This window comes from Neorhizobium populisoli (assembly GCF_019430945.1).
Classification (GTDB): domain Bacteria; phylum Pseudomonadota; class Alphaproteobacteria; order Rhizobiales; family Rhizobiaceae; genus Neorhizobium; species Neorhizobium populisoli.
Map to the genome: position 1 here is coordinate 524,004 of NZ_JAHYCB010000002.1, position 22,715 is coordinate 546,718.

Annotated in this window: 28 protein-coding genes; 9 read left to right on the top strand and 19 right to left on the bottom strand. The window is 61.3% G+C overall.

All coding sequences use genetic code 11. From position 1 onward, the window contains the following. Window position 1 precedes the first annotated feature (1 nt). Window positions 2–1,054, top strand: a complete 1,053-nt coding sequence (locus tag KX729_RS06770) for a magnesium transporter CorA family protein (RefSeq protein WP_219741660.1) — start codon at window positions 2–4, stop codon at window positions 1,052–1,054. A gap of 61 nt (window positions 1,055–1,115) precedes the next feature. Here the strand turns inward: KX729_RS06770 and KX729_RS06775 are convergent, their stop codons facing one another. From KX729_RS06775 to KX729_RS06790, 4 genes are all read right to left on the bottom strand, one after another. Further along, window positions 1,116–2,414, bottom strand: a complete 1,299-nt coding sequence (locus tag KX729_RS06775; protein ID WP_219741661.1) for a hypothetical protein — start codon at window positions 2,412–2,414, stop codon at window positions 1,116–1,118. Between the two features lie 240 nt (window positions 2,415–2,654). Next, window positions 2,655–3,482: an aldo/keto reductase gene (locus KX729_RS06780; RefSeq protein WP_219741662.1), complete on the bottom strand. Its 828-nt coding sequence runs from the start codon at window positions 3,480–3,482 to the stop codon at window positions 2,655–2,657. A 260-nt stretch (window positions 3,483–3,742) separates the two neighbouring features. Then, complete coding sequence (locus KX729_RS06785) at window positions 3,743–4,780, bottom strand: aldo/keto reductase (protein WP_219741663.1); 1,038 nt, start codon at window positions 4,778–4,780, stop codon at window positions 3,743–3,745. A gap of 77 nt (window positions 4,781–4,857) precedes the next feature. Beyond that, window positions 4,858–6,045, bottom strand: coding sequence for an MFS transporter (locus KX729_RS06790; RefSeq protein ID WP_219741664.1), 1,188 nt, complete (start codon window positions 6,043–6,045; stop codon window positions 4,858–4,860). A 359-nt stretch (window positions 6,046–6,404) separates the two neighbouring features. Between KX729_RS06790 and KX729_RS06795 the strand changes: the two genes are divergently transcribed. After that, the gene (locus KX729_RS06795) at window positions 6,405–7,298 is read left to right on the top strand and encodes a LysR family transcriptional regulator (RefSeq protein WP_219741665.1); all 894 of its coding nucleotides are present in this window, start codon (window positions 6,405–6,407) and stop codon (window positions 7,296–7,298) included. 3 nt (window positions 7,299–7,301) lie between these two features. Here KX729_RS06795 and KX729_RS06800 read toward each other — a convergent pair whose 3' ends face one another. The 3 genes from KX729_RS06800 to KX729_RS06810 form a co-directional block, all read right to left on the bottom strand. Further along, window positions 7,302–7,958 (bottom strand): glutathione S-transferase family protein, encoded by a 657-nt coding sequence (locus tag KX729_RS06800; RefSeq protein ID WP_219741666.1) that lies wholly within the window; start codon window positions 7,956–7,958, stop codon window positions 7,302–7,304. A gap of 76 nt (window positions 7,959–8,034) precedes the next feature. Continuing rightward, window positions 8,035–8,796 (bottom strand): class I SAM-dependent methyltransferase, encoded by a 762-nt coding sequence (locus tag KX729_RS06805; protein WP_219741667.1) that lies wholly within the window; start codon window positions 8,794–8,796, stop codon window positions 8,035–8,037. Further along, entirely contained in the window at window positions 8,789–9,511 is a 723-nt protein-coding gene (locus KX729_RS06810; protein ID WP_219741668.1) for a gamma-glutamylcyclotransferase, read from the bottom strand. The genes KX729_RS06805 and KX729_RS06810 overlap by 8 nt, the downstream gene beginning before the upstream one ends. Before the next feature lie 231 nt (window positions 9,512–9,742). On the opposite strand from KX729_RS06810, the gene KX729_RS06815 reads away from it, so the two are divergent. After that, window positions 9,743–9,892: a hypothetical protein gene (locus KX729_RS06815; RefSeq protein ID WP_219741669.1), complete on the top strand. Its 150-nt coding sequence runs from the start codon at window positions 9,743–9,745 to the stop codon at window positions 9,890–9,892. A gap of 18 nt (window positions 9,893–9,910) precedes the next feature. On the opposite strand, the gene tam is transcribed toward KX729_RS06815, so the two are convergent. Continuing rightward, entirely contained in the window at window positions 9,911–10,681 is a 771-nt protein-coding gene (gene tam / locus KX729_RS06820; protein WP_219741670.1) for a trans-aconitate 2-methyltransferase, read from the bottom strand. 171 nt (window positions 10,682–10,852) lie between these two features. On the opposite strand from tam, the gene KX729_RS06825 reads away from it, so the two are divergent. Beyond that, window positions 10,853–11,740 carry a branched-chain amino acid aminotransferase gene (locus KX729_RS06825; protein ID WP_219741671.1) on the top strand — a complete coding sequence of 296 codons (888 nt, stop codon included), beginning with the start codon at window positions 10,853–10,855 and terminating at the stop codon, window positions 11,738–11,740. Here KX729_RS06825 and KX729_RS06830 read toward each other — a convergent pair. The 8 genes from KX729_RS06830 to KX729_RS06865 all read right to left on the bottom strand — a co-directional run bounded on the left by KX729_RS06830 (window position 11,737) and on the right by KX729_RS06865 (window position 15,662). Continuing rightward, window positions 11,737–12,366 carry an alpha/beta hydrolase gene (locus KX729_RS06830; RefSeq protein ID WP_219741672.1) on the bottom strand — a complete coding sequence of 210 codons (630 nt, stop codon included), beginning with the start codon at window positions 12,364–12,366 and terminating at the stop codon, window positions 11,737–11,739. The genes KX729_RS06825 and KX729_RS06830 overlap by 4 nt on opposite strands. 142 nt (window positions 12,367–12,508) lie before the next feature. Beyond that, complete coding sequence (locus tag KX729_RS06835; RefSeq protein ID WP_219741673.1) at window positions 12,509–12,820, bottom strand: type II toxin-antitoxin system RelE/ParE family toxin; 312 nt, start codon at window positions 12,818–12,820, stop codon at window positions 12,509–12,511. Further along, window positions 12,811–13,101 carry a ribbon-helix-helix domain-containing protein gene (locus KX729_RS06840; protein WP_219741674.1) on the bottom strand — a complete coding sequence of 97 codons (291 nt, stop codon included), beginning with the start codon at window positions 13,099–13,101 and terminating at the stop codon, window positions 12,811–12,813. Before KX729_RS06840 ends, KX729_RS06835 begins: the two co-directional genes overlap by 10 nt. Before the next feature lie 57 nt (window positions 13,102–13,158). Further along, window positions 13,159–13,446 carry a type II toxin-antitoxin system RelE/ParE family toxin gene (locus tag KX729_RS06845; protein WP_219741675.1) on the bottom strand — a complete coding sequence of 96 codons (288 nt, stop codon included), beginning with the start codon at window positions 13,444–13,446 and terminating at the stop codon, window positions 13,159–13,161. Between the two features lie 5 nt (window positions 13,447–13,451). Next, the gene (locus KX729_RS06850) at window positions 13,452–13,688 is read right to left on the bottom strand and encodes a CopG family ribbon-helix-helix protein (RefSeq protein WP_219741676.1); all 237 of its coding nucleotides are present in this window, start codon (window positions 13,686–13,688) and stop codon (window positions 13,452–13,454) included. 94 nt (window positions 13,689–13,782) lie between these two features. After that, window positions 13,783–14,526: a sulfite exporter TauE/SafE family protein gene (locus KX729_RS06855; RefSeq protein ID WP_376775931.1), complete on the bottom strand. Its 744-nt coding sequence runs from the start codon at window positions 14,524–14,526 to the stop codon at window positions 13,783–13,785. Between the two features lie 191 nt (window positions 14,527–14,717). Next, window positions 14,718–15,206: a hypothetical protein gene (locus KX729_RS06860; protein WP_219741677.1), complete on the bottom strand. Its 489-nt coding sequence runs from the start codon at window positions 15,204–15,206 to the stop codon at window positions 14,718–14,720. 132 nt (window positions 15,207–15,338) lie between these two features. After that, the gene (locus tag KX729_RS06865) at window positions 15,339–15,662 is read right to left on the bottom strand and encodes a hypothetical protein (RefSeq protein ID WP_219741678.1); all 324 of its coding nucleotides are present in this window, start codon (window positions 15,660–15,662) and stop codon (window positions 15,339–15,341) included. A 172-nt stretch (window positions 15,663–15,834) separates the two neighbouring features. On the opposite strand from KX729_RS06865, the gene KX729_RS06870 reads away from it, so the two are divergent. The 3 genes from KX729_RS06870 (at window position 15,835) to KX729_RS06880 (ending at window position 18,468) form a co-directional block, all read left to right on the top strand. Then, window positions 15,835–16,437, top strand: a complete 603-nt coding sequence (locus KX729_RS06870) for a superoxide dismutase (protein ID WP_219741679.1) — start codon at window positions 15,835–15,837, stop codon at window positions 16,435–16,437. A 103-nt stretch (window positions 16,438–16,540) separates the two neighbouring features. After that, complete coding sequence (locus KX729_RS06875) at window positions 16,541–17,524, top strand: hypothetical protein (protein ID WP_219741680.1); 984 nt, start codon at window positions 16,541–16,543, stop codon at window positions 17,522–17,524. Between the two features lie 104 nt (window positions 17,525–17,628). Next, the gene (locus KX729_RS06880; RefSeq protein WP_219741681.1) at window positions 17,629–18,468 is read left to right on the top strand and encodes a metallophosphoesterase; all 840 of its coding nucleotides are present in this window, start codon (window positions 17,629–17,631) and stop codon (window positions 18,466–18,468) included. Between the two features lie 166 nt (window positions 18,469–18,634). Here KX729_RS06880 and KX729_RS06885 read toward each other — a convergent pair whose 3' ends face one another. The 3 genes from KX729_RS06885 to KX729_RS06895 form a co-directional block, all read right to left on the bottom strand. Further along, window positions 18,635–19,279 (bottom strand): ThuA domain-containing protein, encoded by a 645-nt coding sequence (locus tag KX729_RS06885; protein WP_219741682.1) that lies wholly within the window; start codon window positions 19,277–19,279, stop codon window positions 18,635–18,637. A gap of 105 nt (window positions 19,280–19,384) precedes the next feature. Next, window positions 19,385–20,035, bottom strand: a complete 651-nt coding sequence (locus KX729_RS06890) for a hypothetical protein (protein WP_219741683.1) — start codon at window positions 20,033–20,035, stop codon at window positions 19,385–19,387. Between the two features lie 463 nt (window positions 20,036–20,498). After that, complete coding sequence (locus tag KX729_RS06895) at window positions 20,499–21,191, bottom strand: helix-turn-helix transcriptional regulator (RefSeq protein WP_219741684.1); 693 nt, start codon at window positions 21,189–21,191, stop codon at window positions 20,499–20,501. A 134-nt stretch (window positions 21,192–21,325) separates the two neighbouring features. Between KX729_RS06895 and KX729_RS06900 the strand changes: the two genes are divergently transcribed. Beyond that, window positions 21,326–21,958, top strand: coding sequence for a LysE family translocator (locus KX729_RS06900; protein WP_219741685.1), 633 nt, complete (start codon window positions 21,326–21,328; stop codon window positions 21,956–21,958). Between the two features lie 248 nt (window positions 21,959–22,206). Beyond that, on the top strand, window positions 22,207–22,644 hold the full coding sequence (locus tag KX729_RS06905; protein ID WP_219741686.1) for a c-type cytochrome: 438 nt from the start codon (window positions 22,207–22,209) through the stop codon (window positions 22,642–22,644). The last annotated feature ends 71 nt before the right edge of the window (window positions 22,645–22,715 follow it).

The window sequence follows — 22,715 nt, forward strand, 5'->3', positions numbered from 1 at the left end:
CATGCTGCGTATCCATGCCTATGACCTCGACCGCCTCGTATCGGTCGCTTCCGACATGCCCGCCATTGCAGCCGCGGAATTGCCCGTAGATGGGCGACCGGCGGAAGCTGCGTCGTCGGAAGTTGCCGCCGCACCGGCGATCGTCTGGTACGATCTCGTCAGCCCCACCGCCGAGGAAGAGCGCGAAGTGGGCGAGCGCCTCGGCATCACCGTGCCGACCATGGACGAGATGGAGGATATCGAGCTTTCCGCCCGGCTTTATCAGGAAGACGGCGCCGAGTTCATGACCATGACCGTGCTGACGCGGCCCGACAGCGGTTCGCCGCGCAAGGTGCCGGTCACCTTCATCGTCAAGGGCCAGATCCTCGTCACCGTGCGCCATTCCGAGCCGCGTCCGTTCGATGCCTTCATGGCCCGCGCCAGAAAGCCGAACGGCGCCGGCCTGCATTGCGGTTACGGCGAGCTGATCATGACCGGTCTTGTCGAAGCGATCATCGACCGCATGGCCGATACGCTGGAACGGCTCGGCACCGATATCGACCTGATCTCGCAGGAAGTGTTTTCGACCAAGGCCGCCAAGGCCAACAAGAAGACGCGCGACCTGCAGGAGCTGATGCGCGAGGTCGGCCTCAAGGGCGAGTTCATCACCGTGGTGCGCGAAAGCCTCGTCAGCATCAGCCGCGCGGTCGCCTATTATGCCGCGCTCGACGGCGTCGACCGCAAGCTTTCCAAGGAACTGCGCCAGCGGCTGAAGCTTCTGGCGCGGGATGCCACGTCGCTTGGCGATCATTCGGCGTTTCTGTCCGGCAAGATCAACTTCCTGCTCGATGCAACGCTCGGGCTGATCAACCTCGAGCAGAACCAGATCATCAAGATCTTCTCGGTCGCCTCGGTGGTCTTCCTGCCACCGACGCTGGTCGCCTCGATCTATGGCATGAACTTCGCCAACCAGCCGGAACTGCAATGGACCTACGGTTATCAGATGGCGATCGCCATGATGATCGTCTCGATGGCGCTGCCCTATCTGTATTTCAAGCGGAAAGGGTGGCTGTAGCGCGGCCCGTTGGTCAGGATTGCGAAAGGGGATTGCCGCCGGTCGGCATCCCCGCATCGCGTCAGTCGTCGTCTTTCAGGTAGTTGCTGCCGTTGATCACCAGCAGCTTGTCGGAGCCGACATCCGGTTCGAAAATGCTCAGGGTTTCCGTTTGGCCGGTCGCGTGCCTGAGGTCGAGGCGATAGCCGGAAAGCGTGTATGTGCCGGTTTCGGCGGCGCGTTTGCCGGTGGTGCTCAGGCCGCTGCTCGAGCCGGCGATCTCGTTGCTGGCGGAGGCGCCATGCCAGCCGGTGCGGCGGAACGTGCCGTCCGGTTTCAGCGTCAGCGTCCGGCTGGAGGCGACCGATCCGGAAGAGGTCGCGGTCATGCCGCTGGACGCGAATGTAAACGTCCATTCGCCGTCAAGCGTCGCGCCGTCCTTAAAGGCGGGGATGGCGCGATATTCCCGTTCGCCGATCTTGATGTTCTTGCCGCTCTTTGCAAACGCCGATGCCTCCGGTTCGATCGTGCCGTAATCGGAGGTGACGCTGCGCAGCTCGATATTGCCGGCGGAAAAGAAGCCGCCGCCCTTGAGGCTGTAGAGCCCGCACTCGGTGGGGTTTTCGCGGCAGTGCTCGGCGATCGACAGGCCGCCCTTCGGTAGCTCGGTCGAGAATATTCCCTTCTGATCGAACACCTTGATCAGGCTGTCGGAATAGAAATCCATGCCACCGAACACGTTCGGTCTCAGGCCCGTATCGAGATAGGTAAAGACGCCGTCCAGCCCGCCGTCGCCGCCGGAAGGCGCGATTTCGAAATCCTTGTCGGACGGATCGAGCTTCACCGAGCGCACCAGTGCCGCAAACTCAGCCTCCGCCTGGCTGCTGCGATCGCCGCGGAGGTTGAACTGCACGAGCTGCAGATAGGCCTGCCGTTTGTCGCCCGCGATGCCGACGACGATTTGGCTGACGGAAACGCCCTTCATGCTGGCGCAGCAGCGGTCCTCGACGCGGATGTCGTGGCCGTTCACCGTCACGCCGTAGTGCTTGACGGTGATATCTTCCTTGGCCATGTCGGGCAGGGTGTTGACGAATGTCTTGAGGCCAGCCGGCAGCGAATTGCGCGCCGCTGAGACCGGCTTCATGATCTGGATCATCGCGGTGCCGCGCTTGTCCTTATCCGTTTCCGGAAATTCCTTCTGCAGCATGAAGAGAGTGGTCTTGCCGACCTTGTTCCAGCCGGTCTGAGGCAGTGTCACGGTCAGCCCGTCGATATCGGTTGTCTGCGCCCATGCCGGGGAAAATGGGAAAAGCAAAAGGAAAATGGAGAAAACAACAACCAGCCGGCCGGTGCCGGCCCGATCGATCAACCCGTAAAACATGCCGCCCGCCTGCGTTGTTTCAACTGTCGCCGACGGGAATTGGGGCGGGTGAGGGGTAAATCAAGGGTGACGGGCGGCCCCTCATCCGACGGCCGCCACATTCTCCCCCAATGCGGGAGAAGGGCGCACGCTGCAAAAGCGTGCCAAATCTCAACGGTCGGTTTGGGGCACGCCCCCTCTCACCGTCAGGACGGTGAGAGGGTTAGGGGCATGCTTTACCGGCTCACGCCAATGATCCGATCAATTATCCCACTTCGGCGCCAGATGCCCAGGATTGACGATGCGGCCGGCGGGCTTGGCGAGCTTGTGAACCGCCTGCATTTCGTCCTCGGACAGGGCGAAATCGAAGACGTCGTAGTTTTCCGGCAGGCGGGAAACGGTCGCGGTTTTCGACAGCGCGATGACGTCCTTCTGCTGGATCGCCCAGCGCAGCGCCACCTGTGCAGCCGTCTTGCCGTGCTTGGCGCCGATATCCTTCAGCACTTCGTCGCCCGGAACCGCGCCGTTTGCCATCAGGTAATAGGAGGTCAGGGACATGCCGTGCTTGCGCATTTCCGCCAGAACCTTGGTCTGGTCGAGATAGGGGTGGTATTCGACCTGGTTGGTGGCGAGCGGCGCGTCGGAAAACTTCACGGCCTCCTCGATCAGCGCGACCGAGAAGTTGGAAACGCCGATATTCTTCACCTTGCCGGCCTTTTTCAGGTCGTTCAGGGCGCCCATCCGGTCGGCGAGCGGCATTTCGCTCTGCGGCCAGTGCAGGAGCAGAAGGTCGACATAATCGGTCTTCAGCTTGTCAAGGCTCTCGTCGACGGAGGCGAGGAAATCCTTGTGGCCGACACGATCGACCCAGACCTTGGTGGTGAGGAAGATATCGGCGCGCGGAATGCCGGAATTATGCAGGACCTCACCGACGGCCGCCTCGTTCTTGTAGATCTGCGCAGTATCGACATGGCGGAAGCCGAGCTTCAACGCTTCCGGCAGCACGCGGGCGACGTCTTCGTCGGGCATACGGAACGTGCCGAAACCGAGGGCTGGAATGTTTGCGCCATTGGCGCTGACATCGAACATGAATGTGCTCCTGAGAAAAAGGCCCGGCAAGATTGCTTGATTGCGGCCAGGCGGAATGAGGCCCGCTATACATGGACCGATTTTGTGACGGATCAACCTCCGTCTTTTGGGGAGGTGGGTTGTAGATGGGGATGACGGCGGTGCGGCGATCCTAACCCTCCCCCTTGTGGGGAGGGTGGCCGGCAGGCGGGAGGGGTTTTCACTTTATAGCGAAGATCCCCTCCCCAACCCCTCCCCACAAGGGGGAGGGGCTTCTCGCATCACCCCGCAATCGGCGGGTTAAGCCGCGCAAAACCCTCCTGCCGCCGATACGGAAAATACGGATAAGGCGCCGTCACAGCACTCGCCGCATCGAGCTTTTCCACTTGCTCCTTCGTCAGCGACCAGCCGACAGCGCCAAGGTTCTGGCGAAGCTGTTCCTCGTTGCGGGCGCCGATGATGACGGAGGAGACCGTCGGTCGGCCGACCAGCCAGTTGATCGCCACCTGCGGCACGGTCTTGCCTGTCTCTGCTGCGACTTCTTCCAGCGCATCCACCACCTTGTAGAGCAGTTCGTCATCCACCGGCGGGCCAAAATCAGCCGTCTCATGCAGCCGGCTGCCGGCCGGGATGGGCTTGGAGCGGCTGATCTTGCCGGTGAGGCGTCCCCAGCCGAGCGGGCTCCAGACCAGCGCGCCGAGCCCCTGATCTGCCCCAAGCGGCATCAGGTCCCATTCGTAATCGCGGCCGACCAGCGAGTAATAGACCTGGTTCGCTACATAACGCGTCTGCCCGTGCTTCTCGGCGGCGGCGAGCGATTTCATGATCTGCCAGCCGGCGAAGTTGGAGACGCCGATATAACGCAGCTTGCCGTCCTGCACGAGCCGGTCGAGCGTCGAGACGACTTCCTCGACAGGCGTCGAGGCATCGAAGGCATGCAGCTGGAAAATGTCGATATGATCGGTGCCGAGCCGCTTCAGCGATGCTTCGACAGAGGCGATCAGCCGCGAGCGGGAGGAACCCCAGTCGGCCGGACCGTCACCCACCGGCAGGCTGGCCTTGGTGGAGATCAGCACCTCGTTGCGGCGGCCCTTGATGGCCTCGCCGAGCACTTCTTCCGAAGCGCCTGCCGAATAGACGTCGGCCGTATCGAACAGGTTGACGCCGGCTTCGAGGCAGATGTCGACGAGGCGGCGGGCCTCTTCCACATCGGTCGTGCCCCAATGGGAAAACAGCGGGCCGGAGCCGCCGAACGTGCCGGCGCCGAAGGAGAGAACCGGCACTCTGAGGCCGGATGCGCCGAGATTGCGATATTCCATGATCCTATTCCTTTTGTTGCATGCCGCCCGAAGCGGAAAACCGGTTGCGGGAGCACGGCATGCGTTGAACAGACAGATTATTCGGCAGGCGAGGCGAGGGCGGCATTGTCGGCACTGCGCCGGTCGAGACGAATGGCGATCAGCGCGACGGCCAGGGCTGCAATCGGCACGAGGCCGGCGACGAAGGTGACCGAACCGAGGCCGGGGCCGTGGTCGATGACTGCACCGCCAAGCCAGGCGCCGATCGCATTGCCGAGGTTGAAGGCGGCGATGTTGAAGGAGGAGGCGAGGCCCTGGCCCGCACCTTCCGCCTTGGCCAGCACCCACATCTGCAGCGGCGAGACGGTGGCGAAGGCGGCTGCACCGAACAGACCGATGGCGATCACGGCGAGAACCGGCTGGTGGATGGCGGCGGTCATGGCGAGCAGCACCACAGCGAGAGCGACGAGACTTCCGACGATGGTCGGGATCAGGTGCCGGTCGGCCAGCCAGCCGCCGAACAGGTTACCGACCACCAGACCACCACCGAAGACGAGCAGGATCGGCGAAACGGCAGCTTCGGAAAAGCCGGTGATCTGCGTCAGAATCGGGGCGATATAGGTGAAGCCCGCAAACACGCCGACCCAGGACAGCACGGTGGTCAGAAGGCCAAGGATGACCGAGCGGCGGCCGAGCACGGCCAGCACGCCCTGCGAGGCTTCTTGCTTGTCGTCGGCAGCATTATCCTTCGGAACCAGCGCGGCGATGACCGCAAATGCCACGATGCCGATCAGTGTCACGGCCCAGAAGGTCGCCCGCCAGCCATAGGCCTGACCGAGCCAGGTACCGAAGGGCACACCGAGAATATTGGCGACGGTGAGGCCGGTGAACATGATGGCGATGGCCGAAGCCTTCTTGTTCGGAGCCACGAGGCTGGTGGCGACCACCGAACCGACGCCGAAGAAGGAGGCATGCGCGAAAGCAGTCAGCACGCGGGCGGCCATCAGCGTCCAGTAATCGGGTGCAATGGCACAGGCGAGGTTGCCGACGGTGAACACCACCATCAGCGCCATCAGCAAGGTCTTCTTCGACCATTTGCCGGCAATCGCGCCGAGGATGGGCGCACCGATGACGACGCCGAGCGCATAACCGGAAATCAGCAGGCCGGCGGCGGAGATCGAAACGCCGAGATCCTTGCTGACATCGATCAGCAGACCCATGATGACAAATTCCGTGACGCCGATCCCGAAGGCGCCCGCCGTCAGGGCATAAAGTGCAAGTGGCATGAGGGGAGTCCTTGTTGGTTGTTCCGGGGAGGGCGGAACGTGATGCAACGCAATATCGTCGCGCCGGACTTGCATGGGTAGCGGGGGAAGTGGATAATCATTTGTGAAATTGATTCATAGATAGAGATTGGACCAAGTCTCATGTGATACCCCCTCTGGCCTGCCGGCCATCTCCCCCACAAGGAGGGAGATTGGCTGGGCGCACCGGCTTCCTCGAACAACGAGTGTTGCCGATTGCCGTGCCGTCGATTGGACGAAGGCCGTGCCACGAGTCGATCTCCCCCCTTGTGGGGGAGATGGCCGGCAGGCCAGAGGGGGGTATCTCAGATCGCGACATCCAAGACAGAACAAGGAGCCCCATGGACAACCGAGCCGGCGAAATGGAAGTCTTCACCCTGGCGGCGGAGCTGAAAAGCTTCTCCGCTGCCGGTCGGCGGCTGAAACTTTCGCCGTCCGCCGTCAGCAAACTCGTCACCCGCCTGGAAGACCGGCTCGGCACCCGCCTCGTCGTCCGCTCCACCCGTCTCCTTCAGCTCACTCCGGAAGGCGAGACCTATCTCGCCCGCGCCCGGCGCATCCTGGCCGAGATCGCCGACACCGAAGAGGTCGTCTCCGGCGGCGGCAAGATGCGGCCGCGCGGGCCGCTGGTCGTCAACGCCTCGGTGGGTTTCGGCGAAAGCTACATCCTGCCGCTGACCGCGGAATTTCTGGCGGCGTTTCCGGACGTGCAGCTCGACGTGACGTTGACCGACGACATGGCTGACCTGATCCGCGACCGCGTGGACGTCGCCATCCGCCACGGGGCCTTGCGCGATTCATCGCTGATGGCGAGAAAACTCGGCGAGAGCCGCCAGGTGGTCATCGCTTCGCCGGCCTATCTCGAACGATACGGCATTCCGCAAACCCCGGCCGAACTCATCCACCACAATTGCATCAATTTCAATTTCCGCCGCGCGGTGGAAGGCTGGCCGTTCCGTGATCCGGCGACGGGCCGGCGCGACGTCCTGCCGGTTTCCGGAAACCTCAAGGCCAGCAGCGGCTCGATCATCCGCCAATATTGCCTGAATGGCCAGGGCATCGGCCGCGTCGGCCGTTTTCATGTGGAGCCAGATATCCAGGCTGGCCGGCTGGTGCCTATCCTGGAGGATTTCAATCCGGAAGACATCGAAGCCATCCACGCCGTTTTCGCCGGCCACGAACACCTGGCAGCCCGCATCCGCGCCTTCATCGATTTCATCGCCGAGAGGATGTGAACCTCAATCCCGATCCGGCGCGCCGAGCGGGAAGAATGACCGATACGGCCGGCCTTCATCCACCGCGCGGGCGAAGGATGGGCGAGCGAGCAGGCGGTTGCGATAGGCGGTGACGTTCGGAAAACGGTCGCCGAGCGGATGCGTCCAGTCTGCGTAGAACAGAGCGGGGGCGGCGGCGCAGTCGGTAAGGCTGAAATCGCCGGCGGCCCATTCTCGGTCCTTCATCCGTTCGTCGAGCCAGCCATAGGCATTGTCCAGCATCGCCCGCGCCTCATCGACGCCATAGGGATCGCGATGTTCTTCAGGGCGGATGGCGTTGAAGACGACCTTCTGCTGCGGCGTGGAAATATAATTATCGAAGAACCGGTCCATCATCCGCACCTCGATCGCCTTGTCCGGATCCGCGGGAATGAGTTTTATGGGTCCGGGATAACGCACGTCGAGATATTCGATGATGATCGTCGCCTCGAAGACCGGACGGTCTCCGTCCATCAGCATCGGAAAGCGTTTGACCGGCCAGAGGCTGCAAAGTTCCTCATAGGCGGCAGGGTCTTCCGGCCCCAGCATGCGCGTGTCGAACTGCGTGCCGTTTTCGTAAAGTGCCACCAGCGCCTTCTGGCAGTAGGACGAAAACGGGTGCGAATAAAGAACCGGACGCATTTGCAAATCCTCCCAAACCGATTGCAAATTGAAATCGGATAACGAATAGCGAAACTGGTTAGAATTTGCAATCGGTTTATGCAAGGCGGCCGATCGGGATGATCTCTTTCGCCATGGTATGGAAGGGATTGCCCTCCCAGTCGCCCAGCCAGATATCGACCGCCAGCCCGGCATCGCCGCTCAGCCGCTCTAGAGCGTCCTTGGCCGTGTAGCGAATCTGCGCCGAAGCGGAGAGGTCCTGGCCGGTGGCGATCACCCGAAAGCCGTTCTCATAGGTCAGGATGTCGGTGGCCTCGTCGTAGACGGACTCGTTCCACGCTTCGATGCGGCCATGTTCGGGATGCTCGATCTCGCGGCTGCCGGCGCGTTTCGTCCAGTTCTCCCAGCTGCGATAGGCCGGGTTGCGGCTGTCGAAGATGAAGCGCCCGCCGGGCGCCAGGTGCGCGGCGATCGTCGCGAGCGCCGCCCTCTGGTCCTCGGTGGTCAGAAACACCTGGAACGCGTGGCCGGTCAGCAGAACAAGGTCGAAACGCCGGTCGAGCCGGACGGTGCGTGCATCCGCCTCCACCCATTCGACCCGCTCGCCGCCGGGACGCCTGGCCGCAATCTCCAGCATGGCCGCCGCCGGATCGACGCCCACCACATCACGACCTGCCGAAAGTGCAGCCGTCAGTTCCCCCGTGCCGCAGCCGAGATCGAGGATGGCGCGGGCATCCCTGGCGAGCCCAGTGCAATAATCGAAATCCGCAGCCCAGCCGTTTGCCGCATCGTAGAACTGCGCCAGCAGCGGATCGCGATAAAGCGCGTCTTCGGCCAGTTCGCGTGCGGGTTCAGGCATCGGCCGCAACCGGCTTTTGCGCTCGCAGCGCCCGGATCTCCTCCGCCACCATTTCCTGCAGCCGCCAGAGATTGCGGTCGCGGATGCCGAATTCGGCCAGATGCACGACGGTATTGTAGAGATATTCGGCGCAGGAGCCGCGATGGCCGCAGGCGCGCGCCAGGATCGGCGCCACCTCGTCGAGCGGCAGGAGCGGTTTGACGATCCGCTGGCTGCTGCCACCGACCCAGAAGACCAGCGATTTGACCGTCTCGCCCTCCGGCGTACGTACCTGCAGCCAGCGCATCGAGGAAAGGCTGTCCTTGTTGCTCACTTCGCGCCGCAACGCCTTTTCAATCTGCTCGCGCTTTTCCGCGTCGGCGACGCGGTAGATCACGCCGTCGCAGCGGCCGCCGCGCGACAGCATCATCATCAGGCCGGGCTGGGCCGGCGAGCCGCGGCCGCGCTCGATCTTCAGCGAAAACGACCGGTGCCAGCCATAGATCGTCGCCCGTTTGGAGGCGACGGATTCGAAACCCGGTTTCCAGATCAGCGAGCCATAGGCGAAAATCCACAGCGGTTCGTCGCCGATTTCCGCCGAGAGCCGGTCGGTCAGCAGGACGTAATCCTCATCGGTCAACGGCGTCCAGGATGGCGGCAGGCCGGGATCGGCCTCCTCGCGAAAGCAGAGGTCGACAAGCTCCTGGGTGAGCGACATGGGGGCGGATCTGGGCATGGTTTGACGGCTTTTCGGCAATGAAACGGTTTATGGAAAGCCGGAGACTGCAAGCCGCGAAAGGTCTAGTCAACCCGTTTTCCGGCGCGTTCGGCGAGTTTGCCTGACGACCGAACGACCCGATCTCACCCCTTTGCCCCATCCATGCCCGATTGTTCTGGTCAAACGCCCATCACGGAATATTTCCGTGCGTAACCATTCCCGAGATTTCGAGATGGAGTAATTGATCTGATGCGTTGGCTTTTTATTGCGGTACTGGTGATCCTGGTCGGGCTCATCCTCAGCATTGCGTTCATGAATGACAACCAGGATTTCCCACAGACCGACACGCCCGCACCGGCTCAACAGAACCAGCTCGCGCCACCGCCCGGCAATCCCTGATAATTCAGGCCGCAAACGTCAGCTTTTGACCGCGATCATGAACAGCCGCGGAAAGCGCAGCAGCACCCGCCCGTCCGCCATCGGCGGATAGGCGGCGGTGATGCGTGCCGTGTAATCGGCGGCGAAGGCTTGCGCATATTTCGGGCCGGCGGCATCGAGATAGGGCCTGAGCCCCGTGCCGCGCACCCATTCGACGATCGCTTCGGCATTGGCGAGCGGGTGGTAATAGACTGTGTGCCAGACATCGACACGGACGGATTTCGGCATCAGCGCATCGAAATAGGCGGCCGGCGAGGGCAGCACCGCACGACGCACCTTGCCGCCTTCGAAAGCCGGCGCCCAGGGACCGGCGGCACCGGTTTCCTCCATCAGCACATGGCTCGGTTCGGTGAGATTGTCCGGCATCTGCACGGCCAGCACGCCACCGGGTTTCAGGTGGTCCATCAGCCGCGAAAGCACGGCGATATGGTCCGGTATCCACTGGAAGACGGCATTGGCATAAAGCAGGTCCGCCGGCATGTCCGGGGTCCAGGTATTGAGATCGGCCTTCATAAATTCGCTGCCGGGCAGGCGCTTTGCGGCGGCGGCGAGCATGTTGTCGTCGCTGTCGAGCCCGATCACATTGCCTGCCCCGAAACGCTCGACCAGAAGCTCGGTGGAATTGCCCGGCCCGCAGCCAAGGTCATAGGCAATGACCGCATCCGCCAGCGGCACCTGCGCAAACAGATCGCGGGCCGGACGGGTCCGCTCGTCTTCGAATTTCACATATTGCTGCGCTGACCAGGCCATTTCGCTTCACTCTCGACGAATCCGACAACATGGAAAATGCCACTCATCGAAGCGGCTCTCTACGCATAAAAACATCAAATTTTGTGATGACTCATCTCATATTATCGCTTGACCTTGAGGTGATGGCCGGACTTCACTCACCGCAATTTTCGTAAGCTCAAGGAGACTATCATGGCCGTCAACACCGCCGCGCGCACCACCACCTGGACCTATGTGGATGGCGAATGGCTGGAGGGCAACCCGAAGCTCATCGGCCCGACCTCGCATGCCATGTGGCTCGGTTCGACGGTGTTCGACGGCGCCCGCTGGTTCGACGGTATCGCGCCGGATATCGATCTGCACTGCCAGCGCGTCAACCGCTCGGCGACCAACATGGGCATGCAGCCGGTGATGAAGGCCGAGGAGATCGAGGCGCTCGCCTGGGAAGGCGTCAAGAAATTCGACGGCAAGACGGCGATCTATATCAAGCCGATGTACTGGTCCGAACACGGCATGCCCTACAGCGTCGTCACCGCCGACCCGGAATCGACCCGCTTCTGCCTCTGCCTGTTCGAGGCGCCGATGAATACGGCGAAGCCCTCGTCGCTCACCGTCTCGCCCTATCGCCGCCCGAACCCGGAAGTGGCGATGACCGGTGCCAAGACCGGCAGTCTTTACCCGAACAGCGGCCGCATGATCATGGACGCCCGCAACCGTGGCTTCGACAATGCGCTTGCTCGCGACATGAACGGCAATGTCGCCGAAACCGCCTCCTCGAACATCTTCATGGTCAAGGACGGCGTTGTGATGACGCCGATCGCCAACGGCACCTTCCTCGCCGGCATCACCCGCTCGCGCGTCCTGAACCTGCTGCGCCAGGCCGGCCTCGACGTGCGCGAAACCACGCTGACGGTCGAAGATTTCATGGATGCCGACGAGATCTTCACCTCGGGCAACTATTCCAAGATCGTCCCGGTCAACAAGTTCGAGGATCGCCAGCTGCAGGAAGGCCCCGTCGCCCGCAAGGCACTGGAAGTCTACATGGACTGGGCCCGCTCCAAGCGCGGCCAGGACGTCTAAGCGGTCGTTACGGCCCCGAAAACCTTCGCCAGAAACTCTCCGGCATAGGCAGCGCCGCTGCCGGAGATCGTATGCCCGAGGCCGGGCTCGATCCGCATCTCGACCGGCAGGCCGAGTGCCGCGAGCTTGCCGGCTGCGTTTTCCGTTTCCTCGGCGGAAATCACCCGGTCATCGGTGCCATGCACCAGCAGAAGCGGCGTCGAACCCTTTGGCGCATGCGGTTCGGGTGCCGAAAGCCGCCCCGAAAACCCGACCACGGCGCCCACTGGCCAACGCCCGCTGGCGATCGCATCGAGCGACATGATCGTGCCTTGCGAGAAACCGACAAAGGCAACCCGGTCCAGCCGGCCGACAAAGCCGTTCTCCTCGATGATCGCCGAAACCGTCGCGTCGAAACCCGGCCGTGCCGCGGCAATCCGCGCCGGGCGGTTTTCTGCTGTGACGCCGACGACGGAAAACCATTGACGGCCCTGTCCGGTTGCCGAGGGTTCCGGACCGTCCGGTGCGGCGAAGAAGGCACTCGGAAGTGCCGTGGCCAACCGCTTGCCGAGCGAGGCAAGGCTTTCCCCATTGGAACCGACGCCATGCAGCAGGATGACGAGAATGTCGGAAACGGCGTCTGCCATGGAAAATGCCTTTGCGTCTGGGGGAGAGAGCTCGTCGCGGATGCGAAAAGCACGAGGGTGGGCGGCGGTCTTGTTACGACATCATCCTCAACGGCGCCAGCGCGCGGGGAGTGACCGGAGCGTTCAGTGTTTGGAGCCAATTCTAGGCGTCGTTGTCGTCAAACCGGATATCCCGCCCGCCATGGAAGACCCTGACGATTGTTACGACGTCTTCTTCGACCCGAAAGGCTATGGTTGCCTTTTTCCGGTAACCGACGAGCCGAAGACCCGGACGGATGTCATCATGCGCCATGCCACGAGCCGGGAAAATCTCGAACCGGAGGCAATAGTCGATGATCGAGTCCACATAGGCTATCGCGGCGCGGCCACCGCCCTGGCTATGCAGATATTGTGAGATTTCCCGAAGATCAGCCTGAGCGCCGAGCGAAAACTGAACCCTGTATTTCAGCCCCATTGGCTTTTGCGCCGGGCCAGACCGTGAATGTACTCGTGCAGCTCCTGCCGGGTTTCTTCCGCCGATTTGGCCTTCGAAGGATCGGCGTCATGCACTTCCAATGCCGGCACGACCTCATCTCGGATCCACTGCTCTATTTCCGCATCATTGTCCGCCAGATACCGCAGCCCCTCGGCGACGACTTCGCTCTCGTTGGCGAACTCGCCGGACGCGATCTTCTTCTCGACAAGTTCGACCATGTCTTCGGGAAGCGAGATCGTGATGGACCGGTTTGGGCGCATGATGGGCTCCTTTTCTCAGACAATTTAACATAGCAGCTTTATCTCGGCTATTTTTGTCTAAACGCTTTCCGGCCATTCCCGTGCGCCATGCTGCACAAAGAGCACTTCGATCCGCTCCTCGGTGACGCGATAGGCGACGACATAGGGAGTGCCGATGATCACAAGCTCGCGGGTGCCGGCGATTTCACCAGGGCGCCCTATGAAGGCGTTGGCATTCAGCAGACGGGTGATCTTCGTATGGATATCATGAACGATTTTGGCGGCAGCTCGCGGGTTGCGTTCGCCAATATAGTCCCCGATGTTTGCCAACTCGCGCAGATAGCGTCGGGTGAAGACGATCTGCATTCAGGTCAGGCCGGGCCGTATTTGTTCAGGACCGCGGTGATTTCCTCATCGCTTGCAAACTCGCCTTTTTCGGCTTCTGCCAGACCGGATTCCACACCGGCAATCCACCGCTCCTGCCATGCCAGCGAGCGTCCATGGGCCAACGCATCCTCGATGATCTGGCTGCGCGTCAGCCTCGAGCGCTCTGTCAGCCGGTCGATACGCCGGCTAAGATCGTCTGATATCTCGGCATCCTGCTTCATGTCGGGCAATCTGCCATAGAGGGCATGCTTGCGCCAGCGCCTCTGCAGCAAAGCTCATGCGACCGGCTGCGATATTTCATGCGTGCCCAGCCCTTCACACGAACCGCACGGCTGCCGTGCCGATGATGATTGCCGAGACCGCGATCATCAGGGATTTCACCGGCAATCTCTTCACGATAAGCGCGCCGAAAGGCGCCGCCAGCACGCCGCCGAGGATGAGGCCGAGCGCCGAGGACAGTTCCGTCCAGCCGAGCGCGATGATGAAGGTGGCGGAAATGACCGTCGTCACCGCAAATTCCGTGAGGTTGGTCGAGCCGATCACCTTTTTGGGCTCATGGCCGCGACCGAGCAGCGAACTGGTGACGATCGGACCCCAGCCGCCACCGCCCATGGCATCCAGCAGGCCGCCCGCGCCGCCGACATAGGGCACGATCCAGTCATGCACATCGCGCGGAAACTTCGGGCGGAATGCCTTGTAGAGGATATAGAGGCCGACGCCGATCAGATAGACCGAGACAAAGGGCTCGATGACATGCCCGTCGATATTCGACAGCGCATAGGCGCCGATCACGCCGCCCACCATGCCTGCCGGTGCGAGCCTGACGACCAGACGCCAATCGACATTGCGCTGGTAGAGATGGGACAGACCGGACGCCGCGGTGGTGAAACATTCCGTCACATGCGTCATGGCGCTCGCCACCGCCGGCGGCACGCCGACGGCTAGCAGGCTCGTCGTCGTCAGCACGCCGAAGGCCATGCCGAGCGCGCCATCGACGATCTGGGCAAAAAAGCCGATCGCGACAAAAATCAGGACTTCGGTCGTCAGGAAGTCGAACATGCGGGCGCTCTCCCGGCTTGATTCCAAAGCAATTCCAGCAAAAGTGCGAAGCAGGTCCGTGTCCGGATTTGCTGTAAAAACAAATGGCTAGAACACGTGCAGCGATCAAGGGCGCCACAAATGTTTTAACCCGAAACAATCCGCAATCGTTTGAAAGGTTCCGCCCGCCGCAGCCGGCGGATGGGTCAAGCTCAGATCGCCGGGATTGCCGCCGATGCTTCGAGCGGCGTGGCAATAGCCGGTTGGCCATGGGTCGAGAGCAAGGCTTCGAACCGGCGGAACGCGTTGATGCCGCGCCAGCCGATCTGGGATGTCACGCGCTGCAACGGGTCAAGCGCGGTGGCGAGATCCTCCATTGTCAGGTCGTGTCTGGGAGCCTCGCCGGCGCGGCGACGACGATCGGCAAACCGGAAGGCCTCTTCCACCAGCGCGGTAAACAGGCGATCGGCAAATGCGGCCCGCTTGCCGTCGTCGTCGACCACGATCCACATCGTGTCTAGCATGGCGAGGCGATAGCCCGTCAGCTCATGGAAAAGCGCAAGATCGGCTTCCGAATAGGGCTTTTCAGCCTCCATCGCCGAAATGCGAACTTCCGGCGCTGCATTCTTCCACGTCTCGGCATCATCACGCTGGTTCGGCTCAAGGCCGCCCGCTGTCTCCACAATCACATCAATGCTCACGGAATTCCTCTCGTCAGTCAAAGTCAAAGCGCAAGGCGAAAATCGAGGCAATGACTGAGGCTAAAAGAGCAATCCTGTGCGAAGCTGACTGGCATTCATGTTTTGTGGAGACGGGCTGCTGAAGGGCGTCGGCTATTTCGCCGTCTTCACCATCAGCGCATCGGCGGAAATCTCGCCGCCGATCTCGGTCTTCTTGGTCTTCTTGTCGTAAACGCAGATCGTGCTGACCGTCGCCTTGGCGCCGACCGCCTTGCCGCTGACCACGGCCAGCCCGTAATGCTCGCTGCCATAGGGGTCGACCACGGTCTTGCCGTTTTCGATCAGCCCTTTGGCGGCGGTGATGCAGGCCTTGCTGACATCCTTCTGGAACTGTCCCCAGGCATCGTCGGAAGAGGCATGGGCGCTGCCGGCGGCGGCAAAGAGGAGGATGGCGGGGAGGGCAGATTGAAACTTCATGAAAATGCTCCGAATCGTTTGATGTGGCCCATTTCTTGTATGTTGTAATTTCAGCAATTTCCTGACGCGCAAGCCTTGATTTTTGGCAAGTTCACCGTTGCCTCCGGGCCCCTGCGCTCCTATGTTCCGGCACGACGCTTTCTCAAGTTGTTTGCCGCAAAGGAGTAGACCTATGGCTTTCGAACTTCCTGCACTCCCCTACGATTACGAAGCTCTCGTGCCCTTCATGTCGAAGGAAACGCTCGAATTCCACCATGACAAGCACCACAAGGCTTACGTGGACAACGGCAACAAGCTCGCTGCCGAAGCCGGCATGGCCGATCTTTCGGTCGAGGACGTCGTCAAGAAGTCGTTCGGCACCAATGCCGGCCTCTTCAACAACGCTGCCCAGCACTACAACCACATCCATTTCTGGAAGTGGATGAAGAAGGGCGGCGGCGGCAACAAGCTGCCGGGCAAGCTCGAAGCAGCAGTCGCATCCGATCTCGGCGGCTACGACAAGTTCAAGGCTGACTTCATCGCTGCCGGCACCACGCAGTTCGGCTCCGGCTGGGCCTGGCTCTCGGTCAAGGATGGCAAGCTCGTTATCTCCAAGACCCCGAACGGCGAAAACCCGCTGGTTCACGGCGCAGACCCGATCCTCGGCGTCGATGTCTGGGAACATTCCTACTACATCGACTACCGCAATGCCCGCCCGAAATATCTCGAAGCCTTCGTCGACAGCCTCATCAACTGGGACTACGTCCTGGAGCGCTACGAAGCCGCCACGAAGTAATTCGACGGAAAATTTTCGAAGCCCGGCCACCCAGCCGGGCTTCTTTCTTTTTGTCTTTTGATCATGCCCGGACGACCCTTTGCGAAAAGAAGGATTTGCCCGAATGCGACAGCTTTTTCTTCCTCTGGCATTTTCAATGCTGATCACCGCGGGCCACGCGCGCTCCGAAGAGGCGGGGCAAGCCGGGCCGCCCGGTGAAGCGCAGACGCTCGGCGCACAGATCGAAAAATGTTTCTCGCCATCCTCGCAGGCAAAGGGCCGGGTGGTCATCGCCTTCGATGCCGATGCGGCAGGAGCGGTGACCAATCCGCGTGTCGTCCTGGGCGGAGAAGGCGAAGCGGAAAAAATGCTCGCCGCAGCCGGTATCCGGGCCATTCTCCGCTGCGCGCCCTATAAGCTGCGTCAGGCCGGCGAGGTGCGTGTTCCCTTCGTCGCATCGCCGGAAGAGGGGCAGGCGGGCATCGATATCGCGCCGACATCCGGACCGGAAGATAGACCTGCGGGTGTGGATGCCGCGCGCCTGCGCAGCTTTTCCTATCAAGGCCTGACCGTTCGCCTGGAAGCACCGGCAGGTTATTGCCGCATCGACCCCGAGGCCGGTGAATACGAGCGTGTCGTCTGGAACTCCATGGATCGTCCCTCATCTGCCAAGGAGGTCCTGATGGCGCTCGATATCGACTGCGCCACGTTCAATGCCGCCAAGGCCGGTCAACCGGGCAGGCCCAAGAGCTTTTTCTATGTCATCGCCCCGACGGGTGAGCCGGACGTCACCGTCCCGCTCTCCGATTTCCTGGCTAAGGTGCATGCGCAACAGGTGAAGCGTATTCCCTTGACCAGGCGCTACTGGCAATCGCCGCCCGTCGGCGGCACGGCGGTGGTCGGCCTCGACGAGCGGGCCGTCTATGTGGCGAACCGGACGGTTGATGCATCCGGCAAGGTAACCGTGTCCGGCATCAGCGGGCTCACCATGCTGCGCGGCAAGCAGTTCATGCTCAACCTTTTCGATGGCGACGGCACCAACATGCGTCCCGAATTGCCGGACCTGATGACGAGGGCGGTGGCGGAACTGCACGACCTGTCGAAATGACGAATTACCGCAGAATTGGGCCGGCTATCGCCACGATCAAAAAACTGTAATGTGAACCGGTTATCGGCCTCTCCCATCACAAATTCCTGAATGAAAACCCCATCATGACATCCAGTCCTCTTCTCCGCTTCGGCATCATCGCCGACCCGCAATATGCCGATGCCGAGCCCTGGGCCTTGCTCGACCGTTATTACCGCAACAGCATTGCCAAGCTGGAAGAAGCCTTCGGTGTGCTGAACGGTGAGGACCTCTCCTTCGTGGTGACGCTGGGCGACCTCATCGACAAGGATTGGCAGAGCTTCGATCCGGTTCTGGCCGCCTACAAGGGCCTGAGGCACGAGAGCTTCCTGATGCCCGGCAACCACGATTTTTCGGTCGCACCGGAAAGGCTCGGCGAGGTGCATGCCCGCCTCGGCATGCCGGCCGCCTGGCACGATTTTTCCCGCGGCGGCATCCGTTTCGTCATCATCGACGGCAACGAGATGAGCGTCTTCTCGGCGCCCGAAGGCACACCGCGTCATGCCGCAGCCAGGGCGCGACTCGATGCGCTGCTGGCCGAGGGCGCGATCAATGCCAAGGAATGGAACGGCGGCATCGGCGACGAACAGTTCGCCTGGCTGGAAGCCACGCTCGCCCGCGCCAAGGCAGCCGGCGAGAAGGTCGTCGTCATGGGCCATTATCCGCTTTATCCGGAAAACGAGCACAATCTCTGGGGCGGCGAGCGTCTCCTCGATCTTTTCGAGCGCTCCGGCAATGTCATCGCTTACCTGAACGGCCACAACCACGTCGGCAATCTCGGCCGGCATGGCTCGACCTGGTATGTGAATTTCAAGGGCATGGTGGATACGGAGAAGCAAAACACCTTCGCCGTGGTGGAGCTTTATCCGGACCGGATCGAGATCATCGGTTATGGGCGCGAGGACAGCCGGACGTTGCCGCTTTAGGCTTATGGGGCGTATTGGGTACGCAAGATCTTGCCCTGCGCTCGACGTCATCCTCGGCCTTGTGCCGAGGATCTAACCACGTTTGATGTGGACAGATGCTCGGGACAAGCCCGAGCATGACGGCGGAATTTCAGCTTCGGCCAGCACCGTCCGTCCGCCCAAGTCGCTATCCTCGCGCCGCCCAGCTCAACCCCCGCCGCAAAATCGTCCGCATCCACGGATGCTCGAATTCCGCAGCCACGTGCCCAAGCGCCGAATAGAAAACGCGCCCCTTGCCAAAGTGCCGCTTGTAGACGACCGGCATGGTGATGTTGCGCACCGCCTCGTCATAGTCACCGCTGAAGGTCGTGGTGGCGAGGATTTCGATCGAGGGGTCGTAATGCAGATAATACTGCTCCGACCGATAGTCGAAATCCGGAATGCCCTGCATTAGCGGATCGTTCGGCCGGGTGATGTTGACGCGGAAATCGATGACATTGCCCGGATGCGCCACCCAGGTGGAGCCGGCCAGATACCGAAACGGCGCGCTTTCCTTGAAAGACGTCGACAGCGCCCCGTGATGCCCGCCAAGCCCAAGCCCGCCGCGCACGGCCGCCACCAGCGCATCCGCATGCGCCCGCTCCAGTTTTTCCCCGGTAATGATCGGCACCAGCAGGTCCGCCTTGGCGATGTGGTCCGAGCCGAAAATGCCGAGGTCACCGGTGATCTCGACCGCAAACCCGTCTTCCGTCAGGATGTCGCCGGTGATGCGGGCGCATTCCTCCGGCTCATGGAGTTTCAGCCCGCCCCAGACGATGATGGCTTTGCGCATTTCTGGTCCTGTGTTTGCCGTAGATCTGGCGTTTGACTGGTAGGTGGATCGCCTATCATTCGGCGATTGGCAACGGGGTCCGCTTTCGGCCCAGAGCAGTCACCGTCAATGCGGTTGCCGACTATCCGATATCGGGGCTGAAGCGTGATCCCAGAAAGCCTGCACCGCAAACAGCATTTCCGCATGCAGGGATTCATACCGGTCTTGTGCTTCCGGAGAGAATGCGGGTTTGCCGTTGTCATCACGCGGAACGGCCTCGCCCAAGGCGATCGCCATGTCGATGTAATAGTAGGTCATGTCGCCATAAGGTCGCTTGCAATCCATCAGTTCGACATATGCGCCCGCGGCCCACGTGTTCATGCTTCTGATGAGCGAAAGGTGTTCTGGGGTAATGGTGAACATGAAGCCGGTTTCCGTCGGCACCTTGATGACGGCGTCCCCCCAGGAGTTGAGTTTGAGGACACCATTTTCCGCGACGGCAGCGTGATAATTGTCGATCTTGTAAGATCCTGGACGTATTTCGTATGTTTTGAAGAAATGCCTGGCCGTGTTGGCCAGTGCGTGCGCAAGAAATTCCCACCTGTACGGGTCCTGTGCATCTATAGCCGGGTGAAGAGAAAGAAGCTCGGATAACACCGCGCCGTTGGCTTCGTCGTCGTTCATGACGCCCAAAAGATAGATACCGCCAGCTTCGGTAGGGTTCCAGTAGGGATGCATTCGGGTTCGAAGGGCTTCTATCAAATCGGCGTTTGTCACGACGCGGCTTCCTTTCCTTGATCCACGACGTGCGTAAATTGTCCTCGTCACGTTCGCGACAAGGTCCGTTATTGGCGCAAGCTCGTCACCGCACCGACTCTTTTCTTGTCCGCTCTTTTTGTTAGTCAGCCGCGCTGGTGGATGGATGGTCTGTCGTCCAATATCAGTGCTTAGCTTTATTTCGCTTGGAGCGGACATGTGCCCAGTAAGAGGCGCATAGTCCCAACAGAACGCTTAAAATATAGATCAGTAACCTTGATTCAGGCACTTCCGCGGTGGCAAAAAATGTACGCGCCTGTGAGGAGAATACGGGCCAGCCATTCAGTGAATATGAAGATGAGCAAAAGCTTTACGAAAGCCATATTCGATACCGCCATTGGAATAGCCAGTAAATGCAACGCAGCTTCTATCTACGCAAGACGTGCAAACAAGAAGAAGGCCGCCAGAAACGCAAATAGGCATTTCACGCCGCTCCATTCGCTGCCCACCCGGCAACCCACATCCCCCTTAACCTCTCCCCATCCCCCGGAAAAAACGCCTGCACCGGCTCGCAATGCTCCACCCGGTCGGCTCGAAAGTTGCGGATCGCCTCCCTTAGTTCGCACCAGGCGACGATATTGGCGGTCTGCGAATAATAGATCAGCGCGATCGGCCGGATCGTGCGGTCTGTCGCGCGGCCGAGTTCGTCGCGGTAGCCGAGGGAGAGTTTCTGTTCGTCGCGGATCGCCCGGCGCAGCATGGCGAGGTCGACGGCTTCCGGCACGGGTGCGGCACTACCCCAGGCATGCAGCGCGTTGGTGGAAAACGTGCCGGCGAGCGGCGCGGGCACCACGGCGGCGATCTTGCGGTTCACCTGTTTGGCCGCTTGTTTGAGGCCGGTGTCGCCGGTGCGTTCCAGCAACGCCAGCGCCAGCACGATCGCCTCCGTCTCCTCGATCGACAGCATCAGCGGCGGAAGCGTAAAGCCGGGGCGCAGGATATAGCCGATGCCGCGCCCGCCCTCGATCGGCACCCGCATCGCCTGAAGGGCGGCGATATCGCGATAGATCGAGCGCGGCGTGACTTCCAGTTGGGCGGCGATCTCGGCCGCGGTCACCGGCTTTTTAGCCAGCCGCACGATCTGGATGATCTCGAACAGCCGCGAAGCCTTCCGCATGGCGTTTTCCTGTGATGAGACCTATGGCTACTGACAATACGCTGTCAGTTGGCCTGCCGTATAGGACCGCATATCCGATTGAAAAACAAGGCTTCGGTGATTTGAAGCCGGACATTGCGAGATGGGAAACTGACATGACCTACACGGAAAACCTCTGGCTCTTCTTCACGCTCCTCTTCGGCATCATCGTCGTGCCGGGCATGGACATGATCTTCGTGCTCGCCAATTCGCTGACGCGTGGCCGCGCCGCCGGATTGGCAGCCACGGCGGGCATCATCGCTGGCGGGCTGGTGCATTCGCTTTACGGAGCGATCGGCGTCAGCCTGCTGGCAAGCCTGATGCCCATCCTGTTCCGGCCGCTTTTGATCGGCGGGGCGCTCTACATGGCCTGGATCGGCGTGACGCTGATCCGCAGCTCTATCACCGTCGAGCATGTCGGACCGGCCGATACGCATTCCAACTGGGAGGCCTTTCGCCGTGGCGCGATCACCTGCCTCATCAATCCCAAGGCCTATCTCTTCATGCTGGCGGTCTATCCGCAGTTCTTGCGGCCCGATTTCGGCCCGCTCGCGCCACAGGCGGCGATCATGGCGGCAATGACCGCCGGCACGCAGCTGGCGATCTACGGCGGGCTCGCCTTTGCAGCCGGGCGTGCGCGGGATGCGTTGGTGGGCAATGCCGACGCGACGATCTGGGTCGGTCGCATCGCCGGCTTTCTGTTGCTCGTCGTTTCTCTGCTGACCCTGTGGGAAGGCATTGCCCCATGACGAAGAGATGTTGCCTGGCTTTTGTCAATTCCGCCTGGAATTCTTCAATATATACCGAAGAGAGGGCCGTTGCGCTTCAATGAACGATGACGGCGATTGTGATGTAAATTGTGAACACTGTGTTCAGCAAAACGGCTCCAACCTTTACGCTCCTGACAGAAAAGTTACTTCTTTCAAATGCATAAGCTTGCCATCATCGCATCGCACAAGGATTTACCGGGATCACCGGTTCAATGAGGAGAGGTTACATGAAGTTCAAGCTTATCGGCGCCGCCGTGGCCGTACTCTGTCTGGGCATGGGCGCCGTAACCGCCCAGGAAACCCCGGTCGCCAAGCGCGAGGCGCTGATGAAGGGCATCGGCGGTTCCGTCGCCCAGCTCAGCGGCATTGCCAAGGGCGACAAGCCCTTCGATGCGGCCGTGGTCAAGACGGCGCTCACCACGATCAGCACCAATATCAAGGCTTTCCCGGATCTCTTCCCGGCAGGTTCGGAAGCCAATTCGGCTGCCGCCCCGGCCATCTGGGAAAACAATACCGATTTCCGCGCCAAGGCCGCCAAGATGGGTGCCGATGCGGATATGGTTCTGGCTTCCATGCCGACCGATCAGGCCGGCGTCCAGAAGGCCATGCAAACGATCGGCGCCAACTGCAACGCCTGCCACCAGACCTATCGCCTGAAGAAGTAATCGCCCTATCTTGGGTACCATGACGGCCGCAGCCTCTGCGGCCGTTCTTGTCTGGAGCGCCGTGCGTCCTT

Excerpts from the sequence above, each read along its gene's own strand:
- KX729_RS06770 (WP_219741660.1), top strand. The coding sequence starts at position 2 with ATGCTGCGTATCCATGCCTATGACCTCGACCGCCTCGTATCGGTCGCT.
- KX729_RS06775 (WP_219741661.1), bottom strand. The coding sequence starts at position 2,414 with ATGTTTTACGGGTTGATCGATCGGGCCGGCACCGGCCGGCTGGTTGTT.
- KX729_RS06780 (WP_219741662.1), bottom strand. The coding sequence starts at position 3,482 with ATGTTCGATGTCAGCGCCAATGGCGCAAACATTCCAGCCCTCGGTTTC.
- KX729_RS06785 (WP_219741663.1), bottom strand. The coding sequence starts at position 4,780 with ATGGAATATCGCAATCTCGGCGCATCCGGCCTCAGAGTGCCGGTTCTC.
- KX729_RS06790 (WP_219741664.1), bottom strand. The coding sequence starts at position 6,045 with ATGCCACTTGCACTTTATGCCCTGACGGCGGGCGCCTTCGGGATCGGC.
- KX729_RS06795 (WP_219741665.1), top strand. The coding sequence starts at position 6,405 with ATGGACAACCGAGCCGGCGAAATGGAAGTCTTCACCCTGGCGGCGGAG.
- KX729_RS06800 (WP_219741666.1), bottom strand. The coding sequence starts at position 7,958 with ATGCGTCCGGTTCTTTATTCGCACCCGTTTTCGTCCTACTGCCAGAAG.
- KX729_RS06805 (WP_219741667.1), bottom strand. The coding sequence starts at position 8,796 with ATGCCTGAACCCGCACGCGAACTGGCCGAAGACGCGCTTTATCGCGAT.
- KX729_RS06810 (WP_219741668.1), bottom strand. The coding sequence starts at position 9,511 with ATGCCCAGATCCGCCCCCATGTCGCTCACCCAGGAGCTTGTCGACCTC.
- KX729_RS06815 (WP_219741669.1), top strand. The coding sequence starts at position 9,743 with ATGCGTTGGCTTTTTATTGCGGTACTGGTGATCCTGGTCGGGCTCATC.
- tam (WP_219741670.1), bottom strand. The coding sequence starts at position 10,681 with ATGGCCTGGTCAGCGCAGCAATATGTGAAATTCGAAGACGAGCGGACC.
- KX729_RS06825 (WP_219741671.1), top strand. The coding sequence starts at position 10,853 with ATGGCCGTCAACACCGCCGCGCGCACCACCACCTGGACCTATGTGGAT.
- KX729_RS06830 (WP_219741672.1), bottom strand. The coding sequence starts at position 12,366 with ATGGCAGACGCCGTTTCCGACATTCTCGTCATCCTGCTGCATGGCGTC.
- KX729_RS06835 (WP_219741673.1), bottom strand. The coding sequence starts at position 12,820 with ATGGGGCTGAAATACAGGGTTCAGTTTTCGCTCGGCGCTCAGGCTGAT.
- KX729_RS06840 (WP_219741674.1), bottom strand. The coding sequence starts at position 13,101 with ATGCGCCCAAACCGGTCCATCACGATCTCGCTTCCCGAAGACATGGTC.
- KX729_RS06845 (WP_219741675.1), bottom strand. The coding sequence starts at position 13,446 with ATGCAGATCGTCTTCACCCGACGCTATCTGCGCGAGTTGGCAAACATC.
- KX729_RS06850 (WP_219741676.1), bottom strand. The coding sequence starts at position 13,688 with ATGAAGCAGGATGCCGAGATATCAGACGATCTTAGCCGGCGTATCGAC.
- KX729_RS06855 (WP_376775931.1), bottom strand. The coding sequence starts at position 14,526 with ATGTTCGACTTCCTGACGACCGAAGTCCTGATTTTTGTCGCGATCGGC.
- KX729_RS06865 (WP_219741678.1), bottom strand. The coding sequence starts at position 15,662 with ATGAAGTTTCAATCTGCCCTCCCCGCCATCCTCCTCTTTGCCGCCGCC.
- KX729_RS06870 (WP_219741679.1), top strand. The coding sequence starts at position 15,835 with ATGGCTTTCGAACTTCCTGCACTCCCCTACGATTACGAAGCTCTCGTG.
- KX729_RS06875 (WP_219741680.1), top strand. The coding sequence starts at position 16,541 with ATGCGACAGCTTTTTCTTCCTCTGGCATTTTCAATGCTGATCACCGCG.
- KX729_RS06880 (WP_219741681.1), top strand. The coding sequence starts at position 17,629 with ATGACATCCAGTCCTCTTCTCCGCTTCGGCATCATCGCCGACCCGCAA.
- KX729_RS06885 (WP_219741682.1), bottom strand. The coding sequence starts at position 19,279 with ATGCGCAAAGCCATCATCGTCTGGGGCGGGCTGAAACTCCATGAGCCG.
- KX729_RS06895 (WP_219741684.1), bottom strand. The coding sequence starts at position 21,191 with ATGCGGAAGGCTTCGCGGCTGTTCGAGATCATCCAGATCGTGCGGCTG.
- KX729_RS06900 (WP_219741685.1), top strand. The coding sequence starts at position 21,326 with ATGACCTACACGGAAAACCTCTGGCTCTTCTTCACGCTCCTCTTCGGC.
- KX729_RS06905 (WP_219741686.1), top strand. The coding sequence starts at position 22,207 with ATGAAGTTCAAGCTTATCGGCGCCGCCGTGGCCGTACTCTGTCTGGGC.